This window comes from Calditerricola yamamurae, from assembly GCF_054654135.1.
This window is the reverse complement of sequence record NZ_BAAIFH010000004.1, coordinates 667,522-688,284: the sequence shown is the minus strand read 5'-3', so window position 1 is coordinate 688,284 and position 20,763 is coordinate 667,522. Positions and strand designations below refer to the sequence as shown.

Annotated in this window: 19 protein-coding genes and 2 pseudogenes; 6 read left to right on the top strand and 15 right to left on the bottom strand. The window is 64.1% G+C overall.

Translation table 11 applies throughout. The annotated features are described in order from the left end of the window. Window positions 1-69: 69 nt before the first annotated feature. The 3 genes from ACYQ0Z_RS04885 to ACYQ0Z_RS04875 all read right to left on the bottom strand — a co-directional run bounded on the left by ACYQ0Z_RS04885 (window position 70) and on the right by ACYQ0Z_RS04875 (window position 3,951). Window positions 70-2,154 (bottom strand): (Fe-S)-binding protein, encoded by a 2,085-nt coding sequence (locus ACYQ0Z_RS04885; protein WP_459864899.1) that lies wholly within the window; start codon window positions 2,152-2,154, stop codon window positions 70-72. A 292-nt stretch (window positions 2,155-2,446) separates the two neighbouring features. Next, window positions 2,447-2,965 carry an AAA family ATPase gene (locus tag ACYQ0Z_RS04880; protein ID WP_459864897.1) on the bottom strand — a complete coding sequence of 173 codons (519 nt, stop codon included), beginning with the start codon at window positions 2,963-2,965 and terminating at the stop codon, window positions 2,447-2,449. Beyond that, complete coding sequence (locus ACYQ0Z_RS04875) at window positions 2,965-3,951, bottom strand: 4-hydroxy-3-methylbut-2-enyl diphosphate reductase (protein ID WP_459864894.1); 987 nt, start codon at window positions 3,949-3,951, stop codon at window positions 2,965-2,967. The genes ACYQ0Z_RS04880 and ACYQ0Z_RS04875 overlap by 1 nt, the downstream gene beginning before the upstream one ends. 167 nt (window positions 3,952-4,118) lie before the next feature. Here ACYQ0Z_RS04875 and ACYQ0Z_RS04870 point away from each other — a divergent pair, with 167 nt between their 5' ends. Both ACYQ0Z_RS04870 and ACYQ0Z_RS04865 read left to right on the top strand, forming a co-directional pair. After that, window positions 4,119-5,498, top strand: a complete 1,380-nt coding sequence (locus ACYQ0Z_RS04870; protein WP_459864892.1) for a UDP-N-acetylmuramoyl-tripeptide--D-alanyl-D-alanine ligase — start codon at window positions 4,119-4,121, stop codon at window positions 5,496-5,498. A gap of 151 nt (window positions 5,499-5,649) precedes the next feature. Then, window positions 5,650-5,856 carry a hypothetical protein gene (locus ACYQ0Z_RS04865; RefSeq protein ID WP_459864890.1) on the top strand — a complete coding sequence of 69 codons (207 nt, stop codon included), beginning with the start codon at window positions 5,650-5,652 and terminating at the stop codon, window positions 5,854-5,856. Between the two features lie 78 nt (window positions 5,857-5,934). On the opposite strand, the gene argS is transcribed toward ACYQ0Z_RS04865, so the two are convergent. The 4 genes from argS to speE form a co-directional block, all read right to left on the bottom strand. Continuing rightward, the gene (gene argS / locus ACYQ0Z_RS04860) at window positions 5,935-7,605 is read right to left on the bottom strand and encodes an arginine--tRNA ligase (protein ID WP_459864887.1); all 1,671 of its coding nucleotides are present in this window, start codon (window positions 7,603-7,605) and stop codon (window positions 5,935-5,937) included. Further along, a complete protein-coding gene (locus ACYQ0Z_RS04855) occupies window positions 7,584-8,027 on the bottom strand; it encodes a YwiB family protein (RefSeq protein WP_459864884.1) in 444 nt (147 codons plus the stop codon). Before ACYQ0Z_RS04855 ends, argS begins: the two co-directional genes overlap by 22 nt. Window positions 8,028-8,167: 140 nt before the next feature. Beyond that, entirely contained in the window at window positions 8,168-9,037 is an 870-nt protein-coding gene (gene speB, locus ACYQ0Z_RS04850; RefSeq protein ID WP_459864881.1) for an agmatinase, read from the bottom strand. Window positions 9,038-9,080: 43 nt separating this feature from the next. Then, a complete protein-coding gene (gene speE, locus ACYQ0Z_RS04845) occupies window positions 9,081-9,917 on the bottom strand; it encodes a polyamine aminopropyltransferase (RefSeq protein WP_459864878.1) in 837 nt (278 codons plus the stop codon). 180 nt (window positions 9,918-10,097) lie between these two features. On the opposite strand from speE, the gene ACYQ0Z_RS04840 reads away from it, so the two are divergent. Further along, entirely contained in the window at window positions 10,098-12,131 is a 2,034-nt protein-coding gene (locus tag ACYQ0Z_RS04840; RefSeq protein ID WP_459865158.1) for a transglycosylase domain-containing protein, read from the top strand. A 155-nt stretch (window positions 12,132-12,286) separates the two neighbouring features. Here the strand turns inward: ACYQ0Z_RS04840 and ACYQ0Z_RS04835 are convergent, their stop codons facing one another. Continuing rightward, a complete protein-coding gene (locus ACYQ0Z_RS04835) occupies window positions 12,287-13,675 on the bottom strand; it encodes a glucose-6-phosphate isomerase (protein WP_459864875.1) in 1,389 nt (462 codons plus the stop codon). 89 nt (window positions 13,676-13,764) lie between these two features. On the opposite strand from ACYQ0Z_RS04835, the gene acpS reads away from it, so the two are divergent. Continuing rightward, the gene (gene acpS / locus ACYQ0Z_RS04830; RefSeq protein WP_459864872.1) at window positions 13,765-14,211 is read left to right on the top strand and encodes a holo-ACP synthase; all 447 of its coding nucleotides are present in this window, start codon (window positions 13,765-13,767) and stop codon (window positions 14,209-14,211) included. On the opposite strand, the gene rlmH is transcribed toward acpS, so the two are convergent. Next, window positions 14,177-14,656 (bottom strand): 23S rRNA (pseudouridine(1915)-N(3))-methyltransferase RlmH, encoded by a 480-nt coding sequence (gene rlmH, locus ACYQ0Z_RS04825; RefSeq protein ID WP_459864869.1) that lies wholly within the window; start codon window positions 14,654-14,656, stop codon window positions 14,177-14,179. The genes acpS and rlmH overlap by 35 nt on opposite strands. A 261-nt stretch (window positions 14,657-14,917) precedes the next feature. On the opposite strand from rlmH, the pseudogene ACYQ0Z_RS04820 reads away from it, so the two are divergent. After that, a pseudogene (locus tag ACYQ0Z_RS04820) lies at window positions 14,918-15,259 on the top strand (CAP domain-containing protein); the annotation flags it as partial. 257 nt (window positions 15,260-15,516) lie between these two features. On the opposite strand, the gene ACYQ0Z_RS04815 reads toward ACYQ0Z_RS04820, so the two are convergent. Then, window positions 15,517-15,756: a CxxH/CxxC protein gene (locus tag ACYQ0Z_RS04815; RefSeq protein WP_459864867.1), complete on the bottom strand. Its 240-nt coding sequence runs from the start codon at window positions 15,754-15,756 to the stop codon at window positions 15,517-15,519. Window positions 15,757-15,860: 104 nt separating this feature from the next. Beyond that, complete coding sequence (locus tag ACYQ0Z_RS04810; protein WP_459864864.1) at window positions 15,861-17,069, bottom strand: S1C family serine protease; 1,209 nt, start codon at window positions 17,067-17,069, stop codon at window positions 15,861-15,863. 152 nt (window positions 17,070-17,221) lie between these two features. On the opposite strand from ACYQ0Z_RS04810, the gene ACYQ0Z_RS04805 reads away from it, so the two are divergent. Continuing rightward, a complete protein-coding gene (locus tag ACYQ0Z_RS04805; protein ID WP_459864861.1) occupies window positions 17,222-17,470 on the top strand; it encodes a hypothetical protein in 249 nt (82 codons plus the stop codon). Here the strand turns inward: ACYQ0Z_RS04805 and ACYQ0Z_RS04800 are convergent. From ACYQ0Z_RS04800 to ACYQ0Z_RS04785, 4 genes and pseudogenes are all read right to left on the bottom strand, one after another. Continuing rightward, a complete protein-coding gene (locus ACYQ0Z_RS04800) occupies window positions 17,415-18,206 on the bottom strand; it encodes an MBL fold metallo-hydrolase (protein ID WP_459864858.1) in 792 nt (263 codons plus the stop codon). The two genes, ACYQ0Z_RS04805 and ACYQ0Z_RS04800, sit on opposite strands and share 56 nt — an antisense overlap. Window positions 18,207-18,250: 44 nt before the next feature. Beyond that, complete coding sequence (yycI, locus tag ACYQ0Z_RS04795) at window positions 18,251-19,036, bottom strand: two-component system regulatory protein YycI (protein WP_459864855.1); 786 nt, start codon at window positions 19,034-19,036, stop codon at window positions 18,251-18,253. Next, entirely contained in the window at window positions 19,023-20,360 is a 1,338-nt protein-coding gene (locus ACYQ0Z_RS04790) for a YycH family regulatory protein (protein ID WP_459864852.1), read from the bottom strand. Before ACYQ0Z_RS04790 ends, yycI begins: the two co-directional genes overlap by 14 nt. After that, window positions 20,344-20,700: pseudogene (locus ACYQ0Z_RS04785) on the bottom strand (sensor histidine kinase); the annotation flags it as partial. The pseudogene ACYQ0Z_RS04785 and the gene ACYQ0Z_RS04790, both read right to left, overlap by 17 nt. Between the last annotated feature and the right edge of the window lie 63 nt (window positions 20,701-20,763).

Sequence of the window (20,763 nt, the reverse complement as noted above, 5' to 3'; positions counted from 1 at the left end):
GTTCTCCCCCCGTTTGATGGATGTTCATGCGCATCCGCGCGATGTCGGCGTTTCCGCCCGCCGTTCCCGTCACAGCGCCTCGGCCAGCAGCTCCACCACGTCGCGCGTCTTCACCTGGTCCTCAATGCCCTTGGCCTTCGTCCCGTCGCTCATCATCGTCAGGCAGTAGGGACAGGCGCTGCCAATCACCGTGGGGTTCGTCGCCAGGGCCTGTTCGGTGCGGGCCACGTTGACCCGCGTCCCCTCGCGTTCCTCGAGCCACATGAGTCCGCCGCCGGCGCCGCAGCACATGGCGTTCTCCCGGTTGCGTTCCATCTCCACCAGCTCAACACCGGGGATCGCCCGCAAGATCGCCCGGGGCGCGTCGTACACGCCGTTGTAGCGCCCGAGGTAGCAGGAATCGTGGTAAACGATCCGCTCGTTTAGCGCCTTGCGCGGCCGGATGCGACCATCCCGGAGCAGGCGGGCCACCAGCTCGGTGTGGTGAACCACTTCCTCGGCCGCAAAGCCAAGGTCGGGATACTCGTTCTTGAAGGCGTGGTAGGCGTGCGGGTCGATGGTGACAATCTTGCGCACGTTGTACTGGCGGAATGTCTCGATGTTTTCCTGGGCCAGTTGTTGGAAGAGGAACTCGTTGCCCAAGCGGCGCGGCGTGTCGCCGGAGTTCTTCTCCTCGTTGCCCAGGATGGCGAAGGAAACGCCCGCTTCGTGAAGCACCTTGGCCAGGGCGCGCACCACCTTCATGCTGCGATTGTCGTAGGACCCCATCGACCCCACCCACAGGAGGTACTCGAAGTCCTCCACCTCGTGCACCGTGGGGATGGGCACCTCGGCCCCTTCCCGCCACTTGGCGCGGTCGTTCTTGCTGAGGCCCCAGGGGTTGTGCTGCCGCTCGATGTTCTGGAACACCCGCGCCGCCTCGGCCGGCATCTCGCCCTGCGTCAGGACGAGGTAGCGGCGCAGGTCAACGATCTTGTCGACATGCTCGTTCATCACCGGGCACTGGTCCTCACAGTTGCGGCACGTCGTGCAGGCCCAGATCTCCTGCTCGGTAATCACGTCGCCGATCAGCTGGACGTCGTAGGCGGCGAGCGCCTCCCCCCGCGCCTCCGTCGCCCGGGCGGCAGCCACCTCCTGCGCCGCGCGGGCGAGTTGGTTCTCGGTGGTGTGGGCGAAGGCGAAGGCCGGCACCCACGGCTGCTTCGAGGTGACGGCCGCGCCCTTGGCCGTCAGGTGGTCGCGCAGCTTGACGATGAGGTCCATTGGCGAAAGCATCTTCCCCGTCCCCGACGCCGGACACATGCTCGTGCACCGCCCGCATTCCACACAGGCATACAGGTCGAGAAGCTGCTTTTGCGTAAACTGCTCGATTCTTCCGACACCAAATTCCTCTTGTGTCTCGTCTGCAAAGTCGATCGGCTCCAGCTTCGGCGGACCGAGGCGCTGCAAATAGACGTTGACCGGCCCCGTGATCAGGTGGAAATGCTTCGACTGGGGGATGTAGACGAGAAAGCTGAGCAAAATCAAGAGGTGCGCCCACCAGGCGGCAAAGAAGGCCACCGCCGCCGCATCGGGAGACAGCCACGCGAACGCCCCGGCCAGAAGCGACGACACCGGCGCGGCCCAACCCGGATCATGCCCCAGCCACCGCTGCTCGAAGGCCGCCGACAGGAGCACCGACAGCATCAGCGAACCGATAAACCACAGCACGATCGACGGCTTCCAGCCGCGCTTGAGACGCGGGAGCTTTTCCACGTAGCGCCGGTACGCCGCGTAGAGCACGGCGAGGATGACGGCCAGCGTGGTCAGCTCCTGCAAAAAGGTGAAGGCCGGGTAGAGCGACCCCAGCGGCAGGTGCGATCCCGGCGCGAGGCCCTTCCAAATCAGGTCGAGCGCCCCGAACTGGAGGATGATGAAGCCGTAGAACATCACCACGTGCATGACGCCGCTCTTCTTGTCCTTGAGCAGCTTTTTCTGCCCGAACACCTGCGTCCACACGCGGCGCCAGCGCGTGCGCCGGTCGCCTGCTGGCGGTACGGGCCGCCCCAGCTGGATAAAGGCGTAGCGCGTGCGCACGACATAGACAAAGAGCGAGACGGCATAGGCCGTGACCAATAGAAACGCAAGCCAATTGAGCACCAGCAGCCCGTTCATGTCGAGCGGCACTCCCTTCCCCTCGTTCTTCCCGGTTCAGACGGTTGCAAGCGTTCCGTGAAATCAAAATCGTCCGTCAACAATCGCCCGGGGACACCCCCTGGAAGACACACGCGGACACGTCCGATCGTCATCTCCATGATAGCATATTCTGATCGAGCGCTCAATTACCAGTCTTTTTTGTTGAATGATTATTCATTCATTTTCATCAACTCACCCCCCTCGGGTGTGTGACCGTCACCATCCGTGACGGTAGCGTGAATTCCCCTTTCGACGCACTCCCCCCAAAATCCTACCGCCGTCGGCCATCCACCCGGACCATCGCCTCCTGCACGCGACGCACGGCCCCATCGTCCAGTCCGCCCCGGATGGTCACCACAGCGTGAAACCCCTCCGCCTCCGTCGGGGGCTCCAGCATCCGCGCCATCTCGGCGATCACCGCTTCCGGCACCACCCACTCCGGGACGCGCATTCGGTTCTGCTTCCGCACCTGTTTCAGGGACAAGTCGAAATGGACGCCCACCACGGGGTGGCCGTACCGACGCGCCAGGCGCAGCCACCCGCTGCGCCACGCGCGCGTCAGGTTGGTGGCGTCGAGGGCCACGGAGCGCCCCCGGCGCAGGTTCCCCCGCACCGCTGCGCGCACCACCGTCCACACCTCTGGCTCGACGGCGGGATCGAAGGTGACCCCGAAGAACTCCCACCGGATGCGGTCGGGTGTGACCACCGCCATGTCGGGTCGGGGCAAGCCAAGCCTTTTCAGCAGCGCCGACTTTCCGGAACCGGGCAGGCCAATCGTCAACAGCAACATCACGGCTGCACCGGTCGTCCGCGTTCGGCCAACAGGCGTACAATCGCCCGGTCGTGCGCGGGCGGGAGGATCTTGTCGGGGTTAACCGTACGCCTGACGGTCCAGGTCGACGGGTCCTCCGGGTCGAGCTGCTCCAGGTAGTCGATCACTTCCTTGGTGATCGGCGTCGGCGTGGACGCCCCGGCGGTGACAGCCACCTTCTTCTTCCCCTTGAACCACTCCGGCTTGATCTCCGTCACGTCGGCCACACGGTAGGCGGGCACACCGGCGATCTCTTCGGCCACCTGCGCCAGCCGGTTGGAGTTGTTGCTGCGCGGGTCGCCGACGACGATGCAGATGTCCGCCTCCTTGGCCTGCTCGGCTACGGCCTCCTGGCGCAGCTGCGTGGCCAGGCAGATCTCGTTGTGCACCTCCGCCGTCGGGTACTTTTGCTTCACTTTGGCGATCAGGTGGGCGACATCCCACTGACTCATCGTCGTCTGGTTGGTAACGATCAACTTGTCCGCCTTCAGGTCAAGGGCGTCGATATCGGCTTCCCTTTCCACGAGGTGCACCCGGCCCGGTGCCACACCCATGGCCCCCTCCGGTTCCGGGTGGCCGCGCTTTCCGATGTAGATCACCTCGTACCCTTGGGCCGTCTTCTCGCGGATCAGCTCATGGGTGCGGGTCACATCGGGACAGGTGGCATCGACAATGGTCAGGCCCTTCTCCCGCGCCCGCCGGCGCACTTCAGGGGATACGCCGTGGGCGGTGAACACGACGGTCCCCTTGTCGATCTGCTCGAGAAGCGACAGGCGGTCCGCGCCGTCAAGGGTGCGAATGCCCAGTTTCTCGAAGGCGTCGACAACATGCCGGTTGTGGACAATCATGCCCAGGATATAAATCGGCCGCGGCAAATCGGGGTTTTTCGCCGCATACTGGGCAAGCATCATCGCATCGACAACGCCGTAACAATACCCGCGCGGCGTGATTTTGATCACTTCCACGGACAAGCGCCTCCTCTCGCTTACGTTTTCATTGTACCACGGTTCGCAAATCCGTTTCGGCCAAAATGCAACCAACCGCACACGCACCGTCACCGCTTACCGCAAACATCCATAGGATAGTAGGGCCACCTCCGCTCCGGCGGCGATCGTGAAAGGGGGAACCTTGCTTGTACCCGCTCCGACTGCGGCAAATCGCCACCTTGCTCCAGGGTAAAATCATTCGCGGCAATCCCGACCTCGTCTTGACCAACGTCTATTACCGGCGCGGCCGGCACATCAACGCGCGCACCCTTTTTTTCTTCTATGACAGCCGCGGGCGAAAACGCCCCGACCTGCGCGACCTCTCCCCGGGCGCGGTGGTCACGTCGCGCGATCTCTTGCCCCTTGTCCCCGCCCGGCTGCCCGTCATCGTCGTCAACAACCCGTTTCGCGCCCTCTGGAAGCTGGCACGCTGGCAGCGCAACCAGCTGGCCATCCCCGTCATCGGCATCACCGGAAGCGCCGGAAAGTCCACGACCACGGCAATGACGGCCGCCATCCTCAGCCGCGTCCACCCGACATTGCACACCGTGGGCAACCTCAACACCACCACCTGGTTTCCGTTTCAGATGTTGCGCGTCTCCCCACGCCACCGCGCCGTCGTCTTCGAGATGGGCATGAACCGCCTCGGCGACATTCGCCAGCATTCCCGGGCGGCGCGGCCGTCCATCGCTGTGATCACCAACATCGGGGAAGCCCACGTGGGCAACCTGGGCAACACGTTGGACAATGTGGTGCGCGCCAAACAGGAGATCATCGAGGGCCTGTCTCCGACCGGCACCCTCGTGCTCAACGCCGACGACGAGCGGTCGCGCCGCATCGACACGCGCAAGGTACGCGGACGCGTTGTCACCTTCGGCATTCGAAACCCCGCCGACTACCGCGCAAAAGACGTGCGCTACACGTTGACCGGCATGCGCTTTACCGTCGCGCTGCGCGGCGCCAACCACACCTTCCACCTGCCCGTCTTCGGCGAGCATATGGTGTACAATGCCCTTGCAGCTATCGCCGTCGCCGACCTCCTGGGCATCTCCCCCGCGGCCATGCGCGAGGGGATGCGCCGTTTTCGCCCGCCCAAAATGCGCCTGCAGATGATCCGCGGCAAACAGGGGCGGCTGCTCATCAATGATGCCTATAACGCCAACCCGTCGGCCATGATCGCCGGGCTAGCGATCCTCCCGCACCTTCCGCACAAGGGCAAGCGCATCGCCGTCCTCGGCGACATGATGGAACTGGGCACCCTCACCCACTCGGGCCACAGACGCGTCGGCCGCTACATCGCCGCACACCGGCCTGTCGACGTGCTCGTGACGGTGGGCCGCTATGGCCGCATCATCGCCGAGGCGGCCCGCGAACGGGGCTTCGGACCCGTGTACACATTCCCCACCCGTGAAGACGCCCTCAAGTACCTGCTGAAGACGCCACCGGGTTCCGTATTGTACTTCAAGGCGTCGCGACGCCTGCGTTTTGAACGCCTGCTTCGTCCCCTGCGCAAGGATGAACGGTAACCCACCGCGCCCCGCGCCGGCCACTCTCACGCCTTCCGCCGGGAAGGCCGATGGGAGTGGCTTTTTGCGGCCCAATTTGTAATATAACAGTTTGCAAAACAGGAGATGTGTTATATAATGAAGACAGATCCCGCGCAAGGAGGTCTTCCTCATGCGTTCCCTGGCCGAGTTTTACGGGTGGACCACGCCGGAGATGATGCCGACGCCGTGGGACCAGGATGTGAAGCGGCAGCTTGTCTCCGCACGCCAACCCCTGGTGCGACGCTGCGAGTGCGCATGCTGCGGCGCCTCCTTCCTCGCTCCCCCGGGTTCGGTGCTCTACGAATGCGAACGCTGCCTCAACCAACGCGACGAATAGGGCTTGGCCGCAAACGCCAAACGGCCCCGGCTGCTGCCGCGAACCCTTCGCGGGCAACCGGGGCCGTTTCCCTTCGCCTTACATCCGCTCCGGCGCCGACACGCCGATGAGACGCAGACCGTTTCTCAGGACGGTCTGCACCGCCTTGGCCAGGGCCAGTCGCCCCTGCGTCAATTCGGCGTCATCGGTAAGGATGCGTTCGGCATTGTAGTAGCTGTGGAAGAGCGCCGCCAGGTCGTAGACGTACCGGACGATGCGGTGCGGCTCGAGCGCTTCGGCAGCCGCGACGATCTCTTCGGGAAACGCCGCCAGTTTCTTCATCAGGTCCACTTCTTTCTCCTCCGTCAGGCGGTGAAGACCCGCCGGCGGATCGGCGAGGGCAATCCCCTGTTCCGCCGCCTGACGGAACACGCTGCAGATGCGGGCATGGGCGTACTGAACGTAATAAACAGGGTTTTCATTGGACTGGGACACCGCCAGGTCGAGGTCGAAGTCGAGGTGCGTGTCCGGGCTGCGCGCGGTTAGGAAGTAGCGCATGGCGTCGACGCCGACCTCGTCCATCAGCTCGCGCAACGTGACCGCCTTGCCGGTGCGCTTGGACATGCGCACCTCCTCGCCGTTCTGGTACAGGCGGACGATCTGGTTGATGAGCACGACGAGCCGGTCCGGGTCATAGCCGAGCGCAGCCATCGCCGCTTTCATCCGCGGAATGTAGCCGTGGTGGTCGGCCCCCCAGATGTTGATCACCTTATCGAAGCCGCGCTTGAACTTGTCATCGTGATAGGCGATGTCCGGCGTCAAATAGGTGTACGTGCCGTCGCTCTTCACCAGGACGCGGTCCTTGTCGTCGCCAAAGGCCGTGGAGCGGAACCACACCGCGCCGTCCTTCTCGTAGGTGTGGCCGCGCTCGGCCAGCTCGTTCAAGATGGCCTCCACCTTGCCCGATTCGTACAGCGACGTCTCGCTGTACCATACGTCGAACCGCACGCCAAAGTCGGCCAGATCGCGCTTGATCTTGGCCATTTCCTTTTCCAGCCCATAGCGACGGAAGAAGGCCAGCCGCTCCTCGTCCGGCAGCTTGAGCAGCGCGTCGCCGTGCTCGCGGGCCAGCTCCCGGCCGAATTCGACGATGTCGTCCCCATGATAGCCGTCGGCGATCATCGGCACGTCCTCGCCGAGGGCCTGGCGGTAGCGAATCTCGATCGACTGGGCCAGCTTGGCGATCTGATTGCCGGCGTCGTTGATGTAGTACTCGCGCGTCACATCATAACCGGCCATTTCCAGCAAGTTGCACAGCGCGTCACCCAACGCCGCTCCCCGCGCGTGGCCGACATGCAGGCTGCCGGTGGGGTTGGCGCTGACGAACTCCACCTGTACCTTTTGTCCGCGACCGACGTCGGCCTTCCCGTACGCCTCGCCCATGGCCAACACTTCGCGCACCACGTCGGCCAGGTAGGAGTTGTCCAAAAACAGGTTGATGAAGCCGGGGCCGGCCACCTCCACTCGCTTCACCCCGGCCGCCGCCGGATCAAACCGGCTCACAATGGCCTCGGCGATTTGCCGCGGCGGCTGTTTGGCCACCCGGGTAAGCTGCATCGCGAGGTTCGTCGCGTAATCGCCGTGGGCTTTGTCCCGCGGCACATCCAGCTGGATCTCCGGCAAGGCGTTCTCCTCGATGCCCAGCGCGGCCAGTGCCGCCTTCTTCAGTTCCGTGACCAGCCGCGCCTTCACCTGTTCGGTTGCGTACATGGGCGCGCTTCTCCCTCCTTTATCATGACCGTTAACCGACGTTCGCCCATCGGCTCTCCCCCCAGCGTCCACGCATAGGCAATGCGAATGACCAAACCGGGCGGGTCCTCCGTTTCCGCCACGTCAACCGTCCGGGTGTGCGTGGTCAACGCAAAGCGTCCATACGGCGTGCTGAAGGTCCCCGACGTCACCGCACCAGGAACGAACACTTGTTCCATCGACCGCGCGCCGCGCCGCAGGAGCACCACCCGGTTCGGCTGCACCTTGAGGATGGTGGAGACACGCCCGTCGTCCTGCTCCTCGTCGTAGCGGACGTACCAGCCTTCCGGACGCCGATACAGGAAGCCTGTGTACATAAAGGCCTCCTGCCGCCCGTCCGCCACCGTCGCCAGTTCGATGCGTACCGGCCGTCCGCTATCCATCTGGCTCCCCCTTCCTGTCTTCGCTCCATTGTAGCCCTTTCCGCCGAGGAACACAAGCGGGTTGGTCACAAGCAACAAACGCCCTTTCCCACCCACAGGGCGGAAAAGGGCGTGCGTGCAGCAGGTCTTCCCCTCGCGCGTCACCGGACCCACCCGAGGAGAATTTCCCGCACCAGCTTGGCGGCCACGATCGGCGTCTGTTCCGTCGGGTCGTATACCGGGGCCACTTCCACAATGTCGGCGCCCACCACGCGCACATCGGAACGCGCAATGGCATGGATCGTCTCGAGCAATTCGCGCGACGTGATGCCGCCGGACTCGGCCGTGCCCGTGCCGGGCGCGAAGGCCGGGTCGAGGACGTCGATGTCGATCGTCACGTAGACCGGGCGCCCCGCCAGCTCCGGCAGCACCCGCTTGACGGGTTCCAGCACCTCAAAGGGGTAAAAATGCAGGTGCTGGCGGGCAAAGGCGAATTCCTCCCGGGTTCCCGAGCGGACACCGAAGGAATAGACGCGGTCCCCGCCCAACAGATCGACGGCCTTGCGAATCGGCGTGGCGTGGGACAACTCCTCACCCTCGTATTCCGTACGCAGGTCGGCGTGGGCATCGATGTGCACAAGCACCACGTCGGGATACGCCTCATGAACGGCCTGGATCACCGGCCATGAACAGAGATGTTCTCCGCCCAGGCCGAGGGGGAACTTCCCGTCGGCGAGGAACGTGCGCACCGCGTCGCGGATGCGCTCGAGGCTTCGCGCCGCGTTGCCGAAGGGCAGCGGGATGTCCCCCGCGTCAAAGTAGGCCACCTCGTCCAGATGCCGGTCAAGGTACGGGCTGTACTCTTCGAGGCCAATCGACGCCTCGCGGATGCGCGCCGGGCCAAAGCGCGAACCCGGACGAAAGCTGACCGTCCAGTCCATCGGCATGCCGTAGATCACGGCGCGCGCCTCGGCATAGCTGGCGCGGCTGGCGATGAAGACCTTGCCCGAATACGCTTCGTCAAACCGCATGCATCGTCCCCCCGATGGCTGCGGTGCGCAGGTGCCCGGCCCCTTACTCGCCGTCTTGTGTCAGGTCGGCGACAAACTTGGGCAAGCTGAAGGCTGCGCGGTGCAGCGCAGGCGTATAGTATTTTGTGTCGATGGCGCGGATGCGGGCTTCGTCGACGTCAAGCGGGTCATAGCGCTTGGAACCGAGGGTAAAGCTCCACAGCCCGCTCGGATACGTCGGGATGCTGGCCAAATACAGCCGCGTGATGGGGAAAAGGCTCTTGACGTCGCGGAACACGCGGCGGATAAGATCGGCGTTGAACCACGGCGACTCGGTTTGGGCCACGAACAGGCCGTCTTCACGGAGAGCCTCAAAAATGCCTTGATAAAACCCTTTTTCAAACAATCCGACGGCCGGCCCCACCGGATCGGTGGAATCGACCAGAATCACGTCATAGCAGTTGCGGTTCTCGGCGATGTGCTTGATGCCGTCCTCGATGCGCACGTCAACGCGCGGATCGTCCAACTTGCCGGCGATGGCGGGGAAAAAGCGCTTCGATGCCTCGATCACGGCGCCGTCGATCTCCACCAGCGTGGCCTTTTCCACCGAGGGGTGCTTCAGGATTTCGCGAATGGCCCCGCCGTCACCCCCGCCGACGACCAACACATGGCGCGGATTCGGATGGGTATTCAAGGCTACGTGGACGATCATTTCGTGATAGGCGAACTCGTCCACGTCCGTGGTCATCACCATGCCGTCAAGGACGAGCATGTTGCCAAACTGCTTCGTTTCAATCACGTCAAGCCGCTGATACGGCGTCTGTTCGGTATGCAGCGTGCGGTTGATTTTCGTGGTGATGCCGTGGTTTTCCGTTTGCTTTTCCGTATACCACAATTCCATCGGATTCCACCTCGTCCTCTTTCATACCTGATCATTGTAACGCACTTTCGGCAAAAGGCAAGGCCCTTTTGGCAAATGCCGTATAGGCAAAATCTTCGCACGGCTATACTGACAGGTACCGGCGGTAGGAAAACCGCATGCCAAGCTGGACGCGGGAAAGGAGGGGAACGCGTGCAAATCATGTGGGGCGACCCGCAGCCGAAGTGGGCCCGGCGGCTCAGGCGCACCCTTGTGCGGCTGCTAATCCTGACCGGACTTGTTGCCCTCTGTACGATCGCCGTTTTGCTCTACCTGCGCGCCCAGCCCCTGCCCAAAGGAAACACTTCCGCGACGACCGTGCTTCTGGCCGCCGACGGATCAATCCTCGATGAACTACACGGCGGCCAAAACCGAAAACCCGTCTCGCTCCGCGCCATCTCCCCCTACGTCATTGCCGCCACGCTGGCCGTGGAGGACCGGCGCTTCTTCGAGCACATGGGGTTCGACTGGCGGCGCATGGCCAAGGCGGTATACGTGGACCTCAAGGAAATGCGCTTTGCCGAAGGCGCCAGCACGATCACCATGCAGCTGGCGCGCAACCTGTACCTGAGCCACGAGAAAACGGTGGCCCGCAAGCTCAAGGAAGCGTTCTACGCCCTCCAACTGGAGCTGCACTACAGCAAGGAGCGCATCCTCGAGCTATACCTCAATCAGATTTATTATGGCCACGGCGCCTACGGCATCCAGGCGGCGGCGCAGACGTTCTTCGGGAAGGACGCCAAAGACCTCACCTTGGCCGAAAGCGCGCTCTTGGTCGGCCTGCCGAAGGGACCGTCCCTCTATTCCCCCTATCGCCACTTTGATCGGGCCAAGGCGCGTCAGAAAACGGTCCTCGACGCCATGGTGGCAACAGGCTACCTCCGGCCGGAGGAAGCCGCGGCGGCGTTGGCCGAACCGCTGCGCCTCGTGCCGCTTGACGCACGCATGCGCGAACCCATGGCGCCCTACTTTCGCGACGCCGTCGTGGACGTGTTGGCAGAACGCTACGGGTTGACCGAAGATCAGATCTTTCGCGGCGGGCTGCGTGTGCATACCACCCTCGATCCCAAGGTGCAGCGGGCGGCCGAGGAAGCGGTCAAGCAGCTCCTGCCCAAGGATCGTCCCCTGCAGGTGGCGCTCGTGGCCGTCGACCCCCAAACCGGGGCCGTGCGGGCCCTGGTCGGGGGACGGGACTACCGGGCCAGTCCTTACAACCGCGCCTTTGCGCGGCGTCAGCCGGGCTCCACGTTCAAGCCTGTGGTGTACCTCGCCGCATTGGAAAACGGGTTTACGCCGCTGACGCTGCAGCGAAGCGAACCCACAACCTTCACCTATGACAACGGAAGAACCTACACGCCCAAAAACTTCGGGGACAAGTACCCCAATGCCGACATCCCCCTGTACCAGGCCATCGCCCAATCGGACAACATCTACGCCGTCAAGACCCTGATGTTCCTTGGCCCAGACAAGGTGATCGACACGGCAAGGCGGCTGGGCATCACCTCGCCGCTGAAGCCGTACCCGTCCCTGGCCCTCGGCAGCATGGAGGTGACGCCCTTTGAGATGGCCTACGCCTACGCCGCGCTGGCCAACCTGGGCGAGCGGCCAAGCCCGCTCCTCGTCACACGAGTGGAAGACGCCAACGGCAACGTGCTGGTGGACGAACAGCCCACACACGTGCGCGTCGCCGAAGCCGCCCACGCCTATGTGCTCACCCACATGCTGCAGGGCGTCTTTGCCGAGGGAACGGGTTCCAGCGTCCGCAACCTGTTGAAGCGGCCGGCCGCCGGAAAAACCGGCACCACCGACTACGACGCCTGGCTGAGCGGGTATACGCCCCAGCTCGCCGTCACGGTGTGGCTGGGCTATGACGACAAGCGCCCGCTGCAAACCACCGCCGACGGGTACCTGGCCAAGCGGCTGTGGGCCAGCTTTGTCGAGCGGGCACTGGCCGACGTGCAACCGGCCCTGTTTCCTGTCCCCGACGGCGTGACGACCGTCTACATTGACCCGGCGACGGGTAAGTTGGCCACCGAAAACTGCCCCCGGCCCAAGGTCCTGGCCTTTGTCAGCGGCACCGAGCCGACAGATTATTGCCAGGCCCATTTGCCCGCGGGCAAACGGCCGGTGCCCCCGAACCAACGGGGCCCGTCCGATTCCCTCTGGCACCGCCTCAAAAACTGGTGGCGACCGTAGGCCCACGCGTGCCACCGGGGAAGATCCACGCGAAAAGGGACCGGCGCGAGACCGGTCCCTTTTCGCGTCCCTGTGTACGTGTGCATAAGCTTCTTTTAGTGTATCCGATGCGTGACGTCGCACACAACGACGTTGCGCAATTTGTCACAGAGCCTTCAATTTTCCTGCTCCCCCTGGCTATCGCCGCCCATCTCCTGCAGGCGTTTCTGCAGCGCCTCGCGCTGGACCTCAAACCCGGGTTTGCCGAGCAAGGCAAACATGTTCCGTTTGTACGCTTCCACGCCGGGCTGGTCAAAGGGGTTGACCCCGAGCAGGTAGCCGCTTACGCCGCAAGCTTTCTCGAAGAAGTAGACCAGTTCGCCGAACGCGCGCGCCGACAGCTCGGGCACGCGCAGCACGAGGTTCGGCACGCCGCCGTCAACATGGGCCAACACAGTGCCCTCAAAGGCACGCCGGTTGACGTGGTGCACGCTCGCGCCGGCGAGGAAGGCCAGCCCGTCGCCGTCAGTGCCGTCGTCGGGGATGGTCACATCGCGGGCCGGGCGCTCGACAAACAAGACCGTCTCGAACAGATGGCGCCGGCCGTCCTGGATATATTGCCCCATGGAGTGGAGGTCGGTGGTAAACTGCACCGACGCGGGAAAGATGCCCTTGTGGTCTTTCCCTTCGCTTTCGCCAAAGAGCTGCTTCCACCACTCAGCAAAGGTGGCCAGCGACGGCTCGTAGCCGACCAACAGTTCGACGGTGTAGCCCTTGCGGTACAGCGCGGTGCGGTACGCCGCATACTGGTAGGCCGGGTTATCGGCCAGGCGCGGCACGGCAAAGGCTTCGCGGGCCGCCTGCGCCCCTTCTATCATCGCCGCAATGTCGATGCCGGCCACGGCGATCGGCAGGAGCCCCACCGCCGTCAGCACCGAGTAGCGGCCGCCGATGTCGTCGGGGATGACGAAGGTTTCGTACCCTTCCTCCGCTGCCAGCCGGCGCAGGGCCCCCCGCGCCCTGTCCGTCGTGGCCACGATGCGCCGCCGCGCCACCTCCGGGCCCGCCGTGCGGTAGAGCCACTCGCGGATGACGCGGAAGGCGATGGCCGGCTCAGTCGTCGTACCCGACTTGGAGACGACATTAACGTACACCGTCTTGCCCTCAAGCTGTTCCAGCAGATGCGCCAGGTACGCGCCGGACAGGTGGTGGCCCGCAAAGTAGATCTCCGGGCCGCTCCGCTTGTCGCGCGGCAGCAGGTTGTAAAAGGGGGAAGTCAACATCTCGATGGCCGCCCGGGCCCCCAGGTACGAACCGCCAATGCCGATCACCACGAAAGCGTCGGCCTCATCGCGAATGCGCGCCGCCGTCTCCCGGATGCGCGCAAACTCGTCACGATCGTACGTCACGGGCCAATCAACCCAGCCCAAAAAGTCGGCTCCCGGCCCCGTTTTCTGATGCAGCTGATCATGGGCCAGCCGGACATACGGCTCCAGATAGGCCAACTCCCGCTCGGACACAAACGGCTGCGCGTGGCGCGGGTCAAAGGCGATGGACACGCCCATGCTTGCCTCCTCCTTCCCTGACAGAACATGCGCCCTCTTCAGGATGACACGGAAGGCCCGTTCCGGGCAAGAAACGGCGAGGTTGTGGTATGCTCAAGCCAGGTTTGCCCCCAACATTTCACGAAAGCGAGGTGCCCGCTGTGCGCATCGGCGTCGACATGGTGGACATCGCACGCATCCAAGCGCTCGCCGCCGACGAACGGTTCGTCTCGCGCGTCTTCACCCCGGCCGAGCGCGCCCTCCTCGAGGGCCTGCCGCCGCGGCGCCAGGCCGAAATACTGGCCGGCCGGTTCGCGGCCAAGGAAGCCGTTGCCAAAGCCCTGGGCACGGGGTTTTCCGGCGGCGTCCGCCCCCTCGACATCGAGACGCTGCGCGGCCCCTCCGGCGAGCCGGTGCTGCGGCTGCACGGCGAGACCCGGCGGCGGGCGGAGGCCCTCGGCCTTCGCAAGTGGCACGTCAGCCTGTCCCACACCCGCGATGTGGTCGTGGCCTTTGTGGCGCTCACCGGTGATACGGCTCCCCGCGCTGGATCTTGAAGGCGCGGTACAGCTGCTCAAGCAAGATCACGCGCACCAGCTGATGGGGAAACGTCATCCGCGACAGCGAAAGCCGCACGTCGGCCCGCTTCAGCACCGCGGGGGAAAGGCCCAGCGTCCCCCCGATGAGAAAGGCGACGCGGCTCCTGCCGTACGTCGCCAGCCGCCCCAATTCGGCGGCCAGCTCTTCCGACGACCACATCACGCCGTCCAGCGCGAGGGCAATCACATAATCGTCCGGTCCGAGGCGCTCGAGCAGCCGGCGCCCTTCCTTTTCCTTGATCTGCTCCGCGTCACGCGCCGACAGGCGGTCCGGCACCGGCTCGTCCGGTACTTCCACGAGGGCCACCGCGGCATACGGCCGCAAGCGCTTTGCATATTCAGCCACGCCGTCTTTGATAAAGCGTTCTTTTGCTTTTCCCACGCTCACGATGGTGATCCGCATCGACGGTCTCCCCTGCCGATTTTTTCACAACGGGATCCCAAAGGCCAACCAGATTTTACAAAAGCAGATTCAAAAAAACCTCATAACACGTTTACACTTTAAACACCTTTTTGTTTTTTAATAAAAAATGTGGAAATCAAATCCTTATCAGGGAGGGGAAGCATGCGCTTTCGACAGCACCTTGTCCACATCGTTCTCCTTCTGGTCGTCGCGTTGGCGGCCCTGCCGCTCGCCGCGGCCGCGGCCACGCCGGAACAGACGGTCGTCGAGCTGGTCAACGCAGAACGGGCTAAGGCCGGTCTGCCGCCGCTCGTTCACGACGCGCGGCTTAGCCAAATCGCCCTGATCAAGGCGCAAGATATGTACCGCAATCACTACTTCTCCCATACGTCCCCGACGTACGGTTCGCCGTTTGACATGCTGAAGCGGTTCGGCGTCTCGTATGCGTACGCGGGCGAAAACATCGCCAAGGGTTACCCGGACGCCAAATCAGTGATGGCCGGTTGGATGGGAAGTCCGGGCCACCGGCAGAACATTCTCCACCCGGCGTACGACAACATCGGGATAGCCCACTACAACGGAATCTGGGTGCAGCTGTTTACCGGTGATGCCACGGTTGGCGGTCAGGGTTCGGCAAGCGGCGTTCAGAAGCCCGCACAGCCGGGCGGAACACCGGCGGTCGTGCCATACACCGTTAAACCCGGCGACACGCTGTACCGCATTGCCAAAGCGTACGGCGTGCCGCTGTGGAAACTGATCGCCGCCAACCCGCAAATCAAAAACCCCAATCTGATCTACGTCGGCCAAACGGTCTACGTGCCCACACGGTAACGCCCAAGCGGTGAGCAGGATCACGCTGCTCACCGCTTTTCCGTTTCCGGCTTGGTGTCTTCCCCGTCCGGCGGCGCCCACACCACATAGGTGGCCACGCGGCCGCAGTAGCGACAGACGCGCTTGGCGATCTCCGGCATTTCGCTGAGCTCCGCCACGTGGTGCACGTCGTCGATGTGGGGCGCCACCTGCTGATGGTCAACGGCGTCGTCGAGGGCCATCTCCACGTGTTCCGGACAGCAGAGAATCCACATGCGTACCCTTTCCATCGCCTCCCGTTCCCCTCCTTCCTCCACGCGCTCCGGGGAAAGAAAAGGCCAGGGGGAGCGCCCCTGACCCTGATGGCCGGTTCGCCGGCCCGACGAGCGACCGCCTAGGACTGCGGGTCACTCATCAGTTTGACCTCTACGGTCTTTTCCAATCCGCCGCGGTACACGGTCACCCGCACCGTGTCACCCGGCCGCTTGTGCTTGTACAGGTATTTGCGCAGTTGTCCCGCGTTCTCGATTTTCTGGTCGTCCAGCTTCACGATCACGTCGTACTGCTGGAGCCCCGCGCGCGCGGCCGGACCCATCGGCGTAAGCCCCACGATGATGACGCCGTAGTCCACATCCGAAGGCAAGTGCAGCGGGTCGTCGTGCCAGTACTGCGAGGGAACCGATGCCACATCGCGGATCTGCACGCCAAGGTATGCGCGCTGGGGTTTGCCGTAGCGCACGAGGTCGTGCAGCACCGGCTCCGCGTCGTTGATGGGAATGGAAAAACCAAGGCCCTCCACGCCGGGAGCGGAGATCTTCGCACTGTTGATGCCGATCACCTGGCCGTTGATGTTGATGAGCGGCCCGCCGCTGTTCCCTTGGTTGATGGCCGCGTCGGTTTGGATCACGTCCAGCTCCCAGTCGACCTGTTTGTCGCCGTTGACATCCCGCGGAACCGTCCGGTGAATGGAGCTGATGATGCCCGCCGTAACCGAACGGGCAAATTCCAGCCCCAAGGGATTGCCGATCGCGACGGCCGGCTCGCCGACGCGCAGGTTGTCGGAGTTGCCGAACTGGGCCACCGCCTCGATGCCGTCATCCGGGATTTCCAGGACCGCGAGATCCATAAACGGGTCGACGCCCAGAAGCTTTACGTTCCGCACCCGCGCGCCGTTCGGCAAGACCACCTCCAGGCGACCTTCCCCGTTGGCGGCAGTCTCCACCACATGATAGTTGGTGGCAATGTGCGCACGGCCGTTCACCCGTTCGAAGACAAAGCCCGACCCCACTTCCCGATCGACGCTTTGCGTCGACCAAAAGTCCTCCTGCACCGTGACCACCCCGACCACCGCCTTCTCCACCTTGGCCACGGCGTCGGCGATGGCCGTGTTCACATCGACATTGATCGTGCGGTGTTCGCTGGGACCGGAAGGGGCGGGCGACGTGTCGCCGATGGGAGCGGGCTGGAGCGGTCCCCACCCCGCCGCCACCAGTCCGAAAAACACGACGAGCCCCCCGGCAATGCCCGACAAAAGGGGAACCCAAACGCGTGAAACACCCCGGCGACGCGGCGGGGCGGAAAATCCGTCATCATAAAAGCCCATCGCGGTCACCTCCACACGGTGCCCCGACAGGCGTGCCCGCGTCTCGGCGCGCCTGACGAGGTATGCGCAGTCCTCCTCGCGTCAAAGCTGGTACTGCACCATCCACCATCCTTCATTGTACCACTCCATCCTGATCCCGAGGAGGTCCCACCATGCGCAACGCCACGCTGCACGATGTCCACGTCCTGGCCCATCTGGCCGATCTGAAGGAAGACCTCTACCAGCAAACCCTGCTCACGACGGCGCTCATCGCGCTGCTAACCGAAAAGGGAATCCTGCACGACCGCGAACTGCTCGACAAATGCCGGCAGCTGGAGCAGGAGCTCGCGGCCGAGCTGCCGGCCCTCAGCCCAGATCATCCAGGCGCGTGGGACGATCGAAATACGTATCGAGCAACGTGAGGTCCTCGCCGTCCCGGAGCCCGTTTTCCTCCAAAATGGCCTGCACCGTTAAGCGGGCCAACTCCATGAGATTGTTGTCGCGGCTCAAATGAGCCAAGTACACCTTGGGACGCTCGCCGCCGATGATCTCCGCCAGGGCCTCTCCGCAGTCGTCGTTGGACAGATGGCCGACGTCGCTCAGGATGCGCCGCTTGACGCTCCACGGATAGGGCCCCATGCGCAACATCTCCACGTCGTGGTTGGCTTCGAAGATATACACGTCGGAGCCGGCCACCTTTTCTTTGATGCGGCTGCTGACATAGCCCAAATCCGTCGTCAGGCTCAGTTTTTGTTCCCCGTGGTACACGCAAAAGCCGACGGGCTCCGCCGCGTCGTGCGACACGCCGTACGACTCCACAAAGAGATCCCCAAACTGGAGCACCTCACCAGTCTCAAAGACGCGGCGCTGCTCGGGGGCAAGGGGACCCAGGCTGTCCCCGAGGGCCTCCCACGTGGCCGCGTTGGCGTAGACCGGCAGGTTGTACCGCCGGGCCAAAACGCCGACCCCTTTCACGTGATCGGCATGCTCGTGGGTGATGAGAATCGCGTCAAGCGACGCCGGGGAGATGCGCACCTCCTTGAGCGCCGCCTCGATTTGCCTCCCGCTGAGGCCCGCATCAATGAGCACATGGGCATGCGACGTTCCCACCACCAGCGCATTGCCCGTGCTGCCACTGGCCAGAATGGAATAGCGCATCCCCGACTCCTCCCGTCTCCCTTGTCCCATGCGTTCTCCCTCCATTATTTCAGGAGCAAGGACGCCCGTTCAAGAGACGGCGGACGCTCAATGCCGCCGGTGATGGCGTTGACGTAGTAGACACGGCCGGAAGCCAGGATGCGCCATACGGGCAGGAGGGCCTGCTCCTCGGAGCCCGTCGGATAGCCGGTATACCCGAGCTCAACGTGCTGGACAACGGCGCCCGGGGGAAGAAGTCCATTCCGGACGAGGGTAAACAGCGCGGCCTGCGGCGGCACCGCGGGATACGCGAGGCCCATTTGCCGCACTTCGGCGTACCGCTGCACATAGCCGCGCAGCACGCCGTTTTCCACCGTCGCTTCCACGGTCACGTCAAACAACGGCAAGTTGTTGACCGTCTGGACAAACACATGCCTGCTGTCCAGCGATTGCACCGGGTCGTACCGGTATTCGGGGAAGCGGAACACCTCGTCGGCCAAGCGTTCCGCGACCGCATCGGGCCGGGGACTCGGCACGTGCAGCGCCCGCTTCCACACCGCCAAAAGCAACCCTTGGTGCTCCCACACCTCTTTGCCGCCGGCGCGGATCGCTCCCAGGTCATACGGCGAGCGGACATAGAGCACGGCTACGTTGGGCACCGTCTCAGGAAGCGGAATCTCGACACGAATCCCCCACAGCTCCAGCAGGTCGCGCGTGGCATCCGCTGTCGCGTCGGCGCGGGATGACGCCGGTTCCCCGAGCACGCGGACCTTGTATACCTCGTGTCCGAGGAATAGGTCCAGCAGCAAGAAGGCGATGATAAGCAGCGTTTTCGCCCTACTCCAGTCCATGATGCCCCCGCCTCGTCTCCGCTTCCTGCCCGATCAGCAGCATCTCGCCCGTCGTACGCTCGAGAAGCCACACCGGCGTCAGGTCGACAAAGGTTTCGCGATAGCGGCACAGATAGGCCAGGCTCAACCGTTCGATGTCGCGGGTCGGGATGTGCCACGCCGCAAGCTGCCGCAGGACGTCCGCCACATGGGGCAGCGCCGTCGCCTCGTGCCCCACGTAGCGTTCCAGGCACACGGTGGAACGGGTGTACACGCGGACACCGCCTCCCCACACTTCCAGTTCCATGCGTCCTACGTCACGGCCCTCCGGCCCCACCAGCGGATACCCGTTCAGGTACTCGCGAAAGCGCACCCGCTGGCGACCGTCCTCCCCCTGCGTCAACCGAGCCAGGGCGAAGGATCCGGTCCAGCCCCCATGGCGGTTGACGAACTGGACGGCCATCGACAGGCCGTCGGGCTGCTTCACCGGCGTCATTTGGACGGTCCGGTCGTAATAGTCCAGCAGATAGTCCTTCCCCGCCATCTGTACCGTCCGATGGCCATCAGTGTAAACCATTCGGCCATCCGCCTCGCGCCCGGAACGGATCAGTCTCGGGTTGACGAACAGCGACTGCACAAAGGCGCGGTCGGGAATGGTTCGGTACTCGTAACGAAACTTTCGCACGCGAGGCGGATCGGCGGGCACGTACAACACGCGGGCCAGCCCGTCGCGCTCGTTGGGAGACGCGATCGGCATCGCCTCGACGCGAAGCGAGGCGCGGCCCATCTTCAGGTAGGCGTCTAGCGTCTGGGTGGTCAGGTTGGGCCGGGCCGCCACCGCCTTTCCGAGCGCATCGGACACCCAGTAGGCCCGTAGTCCCCCCTTCCCGTCGCGGTAGACCACAATGCGTCGCACCGTGGGAAGAACCGGCGCGAGGGCCTCCCTGTCGACCCCCAGCGGTTGCAGGAGGGTTACGGGAATTTCTCCTCCGAAGACCAGCTCGAGTCCCGTTCCGCGCCGCGCATACGCTTCCCACACGGTTCGGGTATAAGGCTCCGGAACAAAGCCCTGGAAGGTCCATTCGCGGAAGCGTACGGCGATCACGCCATGGATAGGTGTTCCCGGATAGGCAGCGGTGTGCGTGCCGTCGCCATGGTGAAACACCACTTCAACCGGGGTCACGACGTCAAAAAGCCCGCGCTTTTCCCCGATCGATGCGGTCGGCACATAGGTCTCCCCCTCGAGGGGCAGCGTCTCCGGGGCAGCGTCCCACAACTTCCAGGACAAGGCCGCGCTCAGCGCCACCAGGATGCTCAGCACCGCCGTCTTAACCCGTTCCCACATCGGCCGCTCGCGCCTCCTCGTCGAGGGGCAGGCGAACCGTCACCGTGGTCCCCCTGCCCACCTCGCTGTCGATGACAATCTCGCCGCCGTGGGCGCGAACAATTTCCCGGGCAATGGACAGCCCCAGCCCCGTTCCACCCAGCTCCCGGGACCGCGCCTTGTCCACGCGATAAAAGCGCTCAAAGACCCGCGGCAGGTCCTCGGCGGGGATGCCGATCCCCGTATCGGTGACGGTGACCGTCACCCACGGCCCGTCGGCGCGCGCGGAGACGGAAACGGTTCCCCCCGGACCGGTGTACTTGAGGGCGTTGGACAGCAAATTGTCAAACACCTGCAGCATCTTGTCCCGATCCAGAGAAATGGGCGGAAGCGGATCGGCCAAGGAGAGGGTCAAGGCGATGTT

Coding starts and splice junctions, on each gene's coding strand:
- ACYQ0Z_RS04865 (WP_459864890.1), top strand. CDS start 5,650: ATGCGTTCCCTGGCCGAGTTTTACGGGTGGACCACGCCGGAGATGATG.
- ACYQ0Z_RS04880 (WP_459864897.1), bottom strand. CDS start 2,965: ATGTTGCTGTTGACGATTGGCCTGCCCGGTTCCGGAAAGTCGGCGCTG.
- ACYQ0Z_RS04805 (WP_459864861.1), top strand. CDS start 17,222: ATGCGCAACGCCACGCTGCACGATGTCCACGTCCTGGCCCATCTGGCC.
- ACYQ0Z_RS04885 (WP_459864899.1), bottom strand. CDS start 2,154: ATGAACGGGCTGCTGGTGCTCAATTGGCTTGCGTTTCTATTGGTCACG.
- ACYQ0Z_RS04810 (WP_459864864.1), bottom strand. CDS start 17,069: ATGGGCTTTTATGATGACGGATTTTCCGCCCCGCCGCGTCGCCGGGGT.
- ACYQ0Z_RS04815 (WP_459864867.1), bottom strand. CDS start 15,756: ATGGAAAGGGTACGCATGTGGATTCTCTGCTGTCCGGAACACGTGGAG.
- speE (WP_459864878.1), bottom strand. CDS start 9,917: ATGGAATTGTGGTATACGGAAAAGCAAACGGAAAACCACGGCATCACC.
- acpS (WP_459864872.1), top strand. CDS start 13,765: ATGCTCAAGCCAGGTTTGCCCCCAACATTTCACGAAAGCGAGGTGCCC.
- speB (WP_459864881.1), bottom strand. CDS start 9,037: ATGCGGTTTGACGAAGCGTATTCGGGCAAGGTCTTCATCGCCAGCCGC.
- argS (WP_459864887.1), bottom strand. CDS start 7,605: ATGTACGCAACCGAACAGGTGAAGGCGCGGCTGGTCACGGAACTGAAG.
- rlmH (WP_459864869.1), bottom strand. CDS start 14,656: ATGCGGATCACCATCGTGAGCGTGGGAAAAGCAAAAGAACGCTTTATC.
- ACYQ0Z_RS04855 (WP_459864884.1), bottom strand. CDS start 8,027: ATGGATAGCGGACGGCCGGTACGCATCGAACTGGCGACGGTGGCGGAC.
- ACYQ0Z_RS04800 (WP_459864858.1), bottom strand. CDS start 18,206: ATGCGCTATTCCATTCTGGCCAGTGGCAGCACGGGCAATGCGCTGGTG.
- ACYQ0Z_RS04835 (WP_459864875.1), bottom strand. CDS start 13,675: ATGGGCGTGTCCATCGCCTTTGACCCGCGCCACGCGCAGCCGTTTGTG.
- ACYQ0Z_RS04790 (WP_459864852.1), bottom strand. CDS start 20,360: ATGTGGGAACGGGTTAAGACGGCGGTGCTGAGCATCCTGGTGGCGCTG.
- yycI (WP_459864855.1), bottom strand. CDS start 19,036: ATGGACTGGAGTAGGGCGAAAACGCTGCTTATCATCGCCTTCTTGCTG.
- ACYQ0Z_RS04840 (WP_459865158.1), top strand. CDS start 10,098: ATGTGGGGCGACCCGCAGCCGAAGTGGGCCCGGCGGCTCAGGCGCACC.